Below are 6,685 nucleotides of genomic sequence, written 5' to 3' on the forward strand. Positions count from 1 at the left end.
CCTATAAAGGCCACATACTTCCACCTAGGAACGAAGACAACCAACCTTGAGTTTGCACGTCGGCATGATCCCCTGTACCACTAAACTCGATCCGTGCATCGGCCACTTGATAAGAGCCGATCGTATTATTTTCCGCAACATCTAGAGGCCGAACAATACCGGTAAACCGCATATACTCTTTCCCGTTATTAATTACCAGCCACTTCTCTCCGCGTACCACCAGGTTGCCATTGTTAAGAATGTCGACCACCGATACCGTAATTCTCCCAGATAAACGATGTCGTTGATTGGCGTCTGAAGAACCATCAAAATCTTGCTTCTGATTCATTTCTAGTTGCACTTCTCGACCATTAATAGTCAAGGTGCCACCAGGTACCGAAATCGGATCCAACTTATAGCTATTTTCTTTCCCCAGAGTTGAACTAGCCGACTTAGTCGCAGTTGCTTCCTCATCAAGTAAAATGGTGATGGTATCGCCTAAAGCGAAAGGAGGTGTATAACTATATAAACTCCGCGAAGTGTTGCTGTTAAACATCGAGCCGGTCACAATCACTGGTGCCGCCGCAGGGCCGGGTTCAATAGGCGCATAGTAAGGGTCATCTGGAATTGGTGAACGATGATCGGTACTCACCGTGACTTGTCGCTGACTACTGTCTTCATGCTCTTGGACGCTTTCCACAACATCTTCTACGCCCTCTTTAATAGTCGAACATGCAGCTAACAAGGCTATACTGCACATCACCATCATCCTAGTTATCATTGATCTATTCCCACTTCCGCTAGTTCCGTTTATTACTCTTTCATATACTTTACTGAAGAGGACTGAACGCCCCTTTTAATTAGCTGCTTAAATAAAACATAAACAACTTATAGCAAAGCAAATGCCACTAACGTCATTAGAAACACATCCTTACGAAGATCTAATCGACACAAACGTGTAATCACCGACAACAATCCGTCGCTTAGGTCATTCACCAATGACCTAATGCAAATTAAATGCCACTAAATTCATATATTTCAGCATTTTATGTTAATTTTGAAATTTGATGTAAATTTTTATTTAGCGCTGCCGATAAACAATATGACTGTTGTTTATTAACTAAACAGTAAAATCCATGTAGAATCGGCAAATCTTGCCTGTGAACGGCAAAAAATTGTCATAAAAAAATGAAACTGCGGAAAAACATTTCCCATAAGCTTATGATTTATAAATAGGAATTGTTCAATCCAAGAGCATATAATGTAATATTCGAAGTAGTCCCCTCCCACACATAACGGCTTCTTAACAGATGTTCTTCCAAAACTATTTTTACAGTGCTTGATTACTTCTTGATTCAGAGACTGTACTGCTAAACTCGATAACCCCCGCTAAAAGAGCCCGCTTATTAAACTCTTATCGATATGACTTAGGAATATTTTTGCAGCAGAAAATGCCAAGACCATCGACGCCATTTATTCAAGCTCATAGCGTTCACCAGCCAGTTTTAGATCTGAAGCAAATCAAAAGATAAACCAGCCCTTAAAGCACTCGATCAATATGCCGAGCAACTAATGTCAAAAGACCTTATAAATTAAATCGTCAAATAATTTGAAACTATTAATGCGGAAACTACTATTAAGTTGAGTTGCTTACTTTATAACCTTAAAAACCGAAGTTGATTTCTATGTCCCATAAATTGGTTTAGCTACTAAATTTTTCTAGGAAAGAAAGTACGTCTCGATTACGGTGAATTGCTTTTCATAGACTAACAAGATCAAATTTATCCAATGATGATAATTCAAGCATAGGGTAATAATTGATCGCATGACTGGTAACTAGACCCCAAGTAACACCGTTGCTGGGCCAAAATGGTAATAGACAAATGTTAAAACTTAAAGATATTAGAGTCAGTATTAAACTTAGCATCCTTATTAGTGTCGCAATCATAGGCTTTATAAGTCTGTCGCTAATTTCGGCAAACACCCTCAGCCGTAACTTAACCTTTGAACGAGAATCACGCCTCAAGGCAGTGGTTAATGCGGCTCTCAGCCAAATAGCCGACTTCAATCAACGATATTCTAAAGAAGAAGCTCAAGCTCGAACCAAGGAGTTGATCGAAGCAACTCGTTTTGATGGTAATAACTACCTATATATTATTGATACTTCACGCCGAATATTAGCTCATCCGATACGGGCCGATCTGATTGGTCAGCAAATGGGCGACGCAAGCAAAGGCTCCAAAGAACACTATTGGTACGACATGGTTAATGCTGGGCAGAGGCCAAATGGTGGCATCGTTACCTACCCTTGGACTAATGGCAACATGCAAGCCTCGAATAAAATCGCCTATCTTCGAAATTTTCAAGCTTGGGGCTGGATCGTCGGTGCAGGAATGCTAACCGACGACATTGCTCAAGAAGTGAACAATCAGGTATTAAAAATGGCGGGAGCCACCTTGCTGATTATCGTTATTATGATCCTGTTGGGTTATATCATTAGCTCTTCCGTAGTGAAACCGCTTGAAGACATTAAGCAAGCGATGAAATCAGTCGCCGATGGCGATCTCACGGCCAAAATTCCAGTTCATGGCCAAGATGAAATTGGTATTGTTGCCATGCGAATTAACGAAAGTATTCGCTCGGTTCGTAAAGCTTTACTTGAGTCGGTGAACTCAGCGAAACAACTAGCAGATGCTGCAACACGCATCGCCTCTTCTGCAGAAGAAACAAGTCAAGCTGTGACCAATCAACGAGACCAACTAAACCAACTAGCAACAGCGATGAATCAAATGTCGGCAACCGTTGCCGAAGTGGCAGGTTATGCTGAATCTACTGCAACTGACACAATTAATGCCAGTAAAGAGGCAAAACTTGGTAATAACGACGTAAGTTTAAGTGTTGATAGCATTAAAACTTTATCCGTTGAACTAGAATCGGCCACCGATCAAGTGAATAAGTTAAAAGAAGGAGTGATGGAGATCAGTGATGTCACCTCAGTGATCAGTAGTATTTCTGAACAAACCAACTTGCTCGCATTAAACGCTGCCATTGAAGCCGCTCGAGCCGGAGAACAAGGTCGAGGATTTGCGGTCGTCGCCGATGAAGTTAGAAATTTAGCAGCAAGGACTAATCAATCAACCGAAGAGATCCAAAGCACAATTAATCGCCTACAAAAACTCGCCGTTGATACCGCCAGTGTGATGCAAAAAAGTAAAGACTTAGCGCATGTTAGCGTTCAATCCGCAGAAAGTTGCGGCAGCGATCTAGGAACCATTGTCAGTCATATTGAACATGTAAGTGACCAATCGACCCAAATCGCAACGGCTGCCGAAGAACAGAGTGCGGTTGCAGAAGATATGAATCGTAATGTGTCAGGAATTAATGACGCTGCCTTAGAAATGACTCAAGCATCCGGTTATCTTGCTTCAGAAAGCGAAACCTTAGCCAGTATGTCACAACAATTGGATGAGAGATTATCGCTTTTTAAACTTCAATGACAGGCTATACATGACAAACAAAGCTTTGTTGAATAAAAATAGAGCTTCACATTAAAACCTTAAACCGCCGCGCTTCCGACCTACGGAGGCGCTAGCAACGCGCAACAGGTCGTTTTTAGCGAAACATCGTATGCCTAAGGCATAAAAAGCTGCCTGGCGATGTCGAGCCCACTCTCACATAGGCAATTGCAGACATAAAAAAAACCAGCATATAGCTGGGTTTATAAAATAGACGCCTGGCGGTGAAACAGGTACGCAGTACCGCTAGCCTGAAAAAGCACACATTTTCGAAGCGTCCCATCCTGCTCACGAATAAAACCTTCGCGTTAACTGCGCGATGCAGCATTGCTAAATCTCAAACATAAAAAAAGCCTATCCGTGAGGATAGGCTTTCTCTAAATAGACACCTGGCAATATCCAGCCGACTTTCACATGGCTTGTTCATGAACATCGGTTCGCCTTGGCTGCCCTTGCTAAATCTCAGGCATAAAAAAAGCCTATCCGTAAGGATAGGCTTTCTCTAAATAGACACCTGGCAATATCCAGCCGACTTTCACATGGCTTGTTCATGAACATCGGTTCGCCTTGGCTGCCCTTGCTAAATCTCAGGCAATAAAAAAGCCCTCGTCGTCAGACGAGGGCTTAGTATAGGCGCCTGGCAGTGACCTACTTTCACATGGGGAGACCCCACACTATCATCGGCGCAGTTGCGTTTCACTTCTGAGTTCGGCATGGGTTCAGGTGGTTCCACAACGCTATTGCCACCAGGCAAAAACTTGTTGTCTTTAACATTCGAAAAAACTGACATATCCCACGAGCATAACAAGCACTCTTGGTTCTAAAATAAAGTATCTATAAGCAACACCCTTTAGGTGTTGTATGGTTAAGCCTCACGGGTAATTAGTACAAGTTAGCTCAATGCCTCACAGCACTTACACACCTTGCCTATCAACGTTGTAGTCTCCAACGGCCCTTCAGAGGACTTAAAGTCCTAGTGAGAATTAATCTCAAGGCCTGCTTCCCGCTTAGATGCTTTCAGCGGTTATCAGTTCCGAACGTAGCTACTGGGCAATGCTATTGGCATAACAACCCAAACACCAGCGGTTCGTCCACTCCGGTCCTCTCGTACTAGGAGCAGCTCCCTTCAATTCTCAAACGCCCACGGCAGATAGGGACCGAACTGTCTCACGACGTTCTAAACCCAGCTCGCGTACCACTTTAAATGGCGAACAGCCATACCCTTGGGACCGACTTCAGCCCCAGGATGTGATGAGCCGACATCGAGGTGCCAAACACCGCCGTCGATATGAACTCTTGGGCGGTATCAGCCTGTTATCCCCGGAGTACCTTTTATCCGTTGAGCGATGGCCCTTCCATACAGAACCACCGGATCACTATGACCTACTTTCGTACCTGCTCGACGTGTCTGTCTCGCAGTTAAGCTGGCTTATGCCATTGCACTAACCGTACGATGTCCGACCGTACTTAGCCAACCTTCGTGCTCCTCCGTTACTCTTTGGGAGGAGACCGCCCCAGTCAAACTACCCACCAGACACTGTCCGCATCCCGGATAACGGGACAACGTTAGAACATCAACACTACAAGGGTGGTATTTCAAGGTCGGCTCCACATCATCTAGCGACAACGCTTCAAAGCCTCCCACCTATCCTACACATGTAGGGTCAATGTTCAGTGTCAAGCTGTAGTAAAGGTTCACGGGGTCTTTCCGTCTAGCCGCGGGTACACCGCATCTTCACGGCAATTTCAATTTCACTGAGTCTCGGGTGGAGACAGCTTGGCCATCATTACGCCATTCGTGCAGGTCGGAACTTACCCGACAAGGAATTTCGCTACCTTAGGACCGTTATAGTTACGGCCGCCGTTTACCGGGGCTTCGATCAATAGCTTCGCTTGCGCTAACCACATCAATTAACCTTCCGGCACCGGGCAGGCGTCACACCGTATACGTCATCTTTCGATTTAGCACAGTGCTGTGTTTTTAATAAACAGTTGCAGCCAACTGGTATCTGCGACTGCCGTCAGCTTAGGGAGCAAGTCCCATCACCAACAGCAGCGTACCTTCTCCCGAAGTTACGGTACCATTTTGCCTAGTTCCTTCACCCGAGTTCTCTCAAGCGCCTTGGTATTCTCTACCCAACCACCTGTGTCGGTTTGGGGTACGGTTTCGTATAATCTGAAGCTTAGAGACTTTTCCTGGAAGCAGGGCATCAACCACTTCATCACCTTAGTGACTCGTCATCAATCCTCAGCCTTAGACACCCGGATTTTCCTAAGTGTCCAGCCTACAACCTTAAACGCGGACTACCAATCGCCGCGCTGGCCTAGCCTTCTCCGTCCTCCCATCGCAATTATACGAAGTACAGGAATATTAACCTGTTTCCCATCGACTACACTTTTCAGTCTCGCCTTAGGGGCCGACTCACCCTGCTCTGATTAACATTGAACAGGAAACCTTGGTCTTTCGGCGAGGGGGCTTTTCACCCCCTTTATCGTTACTCATGTCAACATTCGCACTTCTGATACCTCCAGCAATCCTTACGAATCACCTTCAACGGCTTACAGAACGCTCCTCTACCGCACTTGCAAAGCAAGTACCCGTAGCTTCGGTGCATAGCTTAGCCCCGTTACATCTTCCGCGCAGGCCGACTCGACCAGTGAGCTATTACGCTTTCTTTAAATGATGGCTGCTTCTAAGCCAACATCCTGGCTGTCTAAGCCTTCCCACATCGTTTCCCACTTAGCTATGACTTTGGGACCTTAGCTGACGGTCTGGGTTGTTTCCCTTTTCACGACGGACGTTAGCACCCGCCGTGTGTCTCCCGGATAGTACTTAGTGGTATTCGGAGTTTGCAAAGGGTTGGTAAGTCGGGATGACCCCCTAGCCTTAACAGTGCTCTACCCCCACTAGTATTCGTCCGAGGCGCTACCTAAATAGCTTTCGAGGAGAACCAGCTATCTCCCGGTTTGATTGGCCTTTCACCCCCAGCCACAAGTCATCCGCTAATTTTTCAACATTAGTCGGTTCGGTCCTCCAATTGGTGTTACCCAATCTTCAACCTGCCCATGGCTAGATCACCGGGTTTCGGGTCTAATCCCAGCAACTATGCGCGCAGTTAACACTCGGTTTCCCTACGGCTCCGCTATTCGCTTAACCTTGCTACTGAAATTAAGTCGTTGACCCATTATAC

General features: G+C 45.4%; 2 protein-coding genes and 2 rRNA genes (1 of these 4 cut by a window edge). 1 reads left to right on the forward strand and 3 read right to left on the reverse strand.

Annotated elements, in window-relative coordinates; genetic code table 11:
• Position 1: 1 nt before the first annotated feature.
• Positions 2 to 760 (reverse strand): flagellar basal body L-ring protein FlgH, encoded by a 759-nt coding sequence (locus tag ACRRSX_RS21845; RefSeq protein ID WP_432455486.1) that lies wholly within the window; start codon positions 758 to 760, stop codon positions 2 to 4.
• A gap of 1,102 nt (positions 761 to 1,862) precedes the next feature.
• Between ACRRSX_RS21845 and ACRRSX_RS21850 the strand changes: the two genes are divergently transcribed.
• Entirely contained in the window at positions 1,863 to 3,476 is a 1,614-nt protein-coding gene (locus ACRRSX_RS21850; RefSeq protein ID WP_432455485.1) for a methyl-accepting chemotaxis protein, read from the forward strand.
• 653 nt (positions 3,477 to 4,129) lie between these two features.
• Here ACRRSX_RS21850 and rrf read toward each other — a convergent pair.
• A 5S ribosomal RNA gene (gene rrf / locus ACRRSX_RS21855) occupies positions 4,130 to 4,245 on the reverse strand.
• Between the two features lie 110 nt (positions 4,246 to 4,355).
• Positions 4,356 to 6,685: ribosomal RNA gene (locus ACRRSX_RS21860) — 23S ribosomal RNA — on the reverse strand; it runs 558 nt beyond the window's last position.

This window comes from Agarivorans sp. QJM3NY_30 (genome assembly GCF_050870855.2).
GTDB lineage: Bacteria > Pseudomonadota > Gammaproteobacteria > Enterobacterales > Celerinatantimonadaceae > Agarivorans.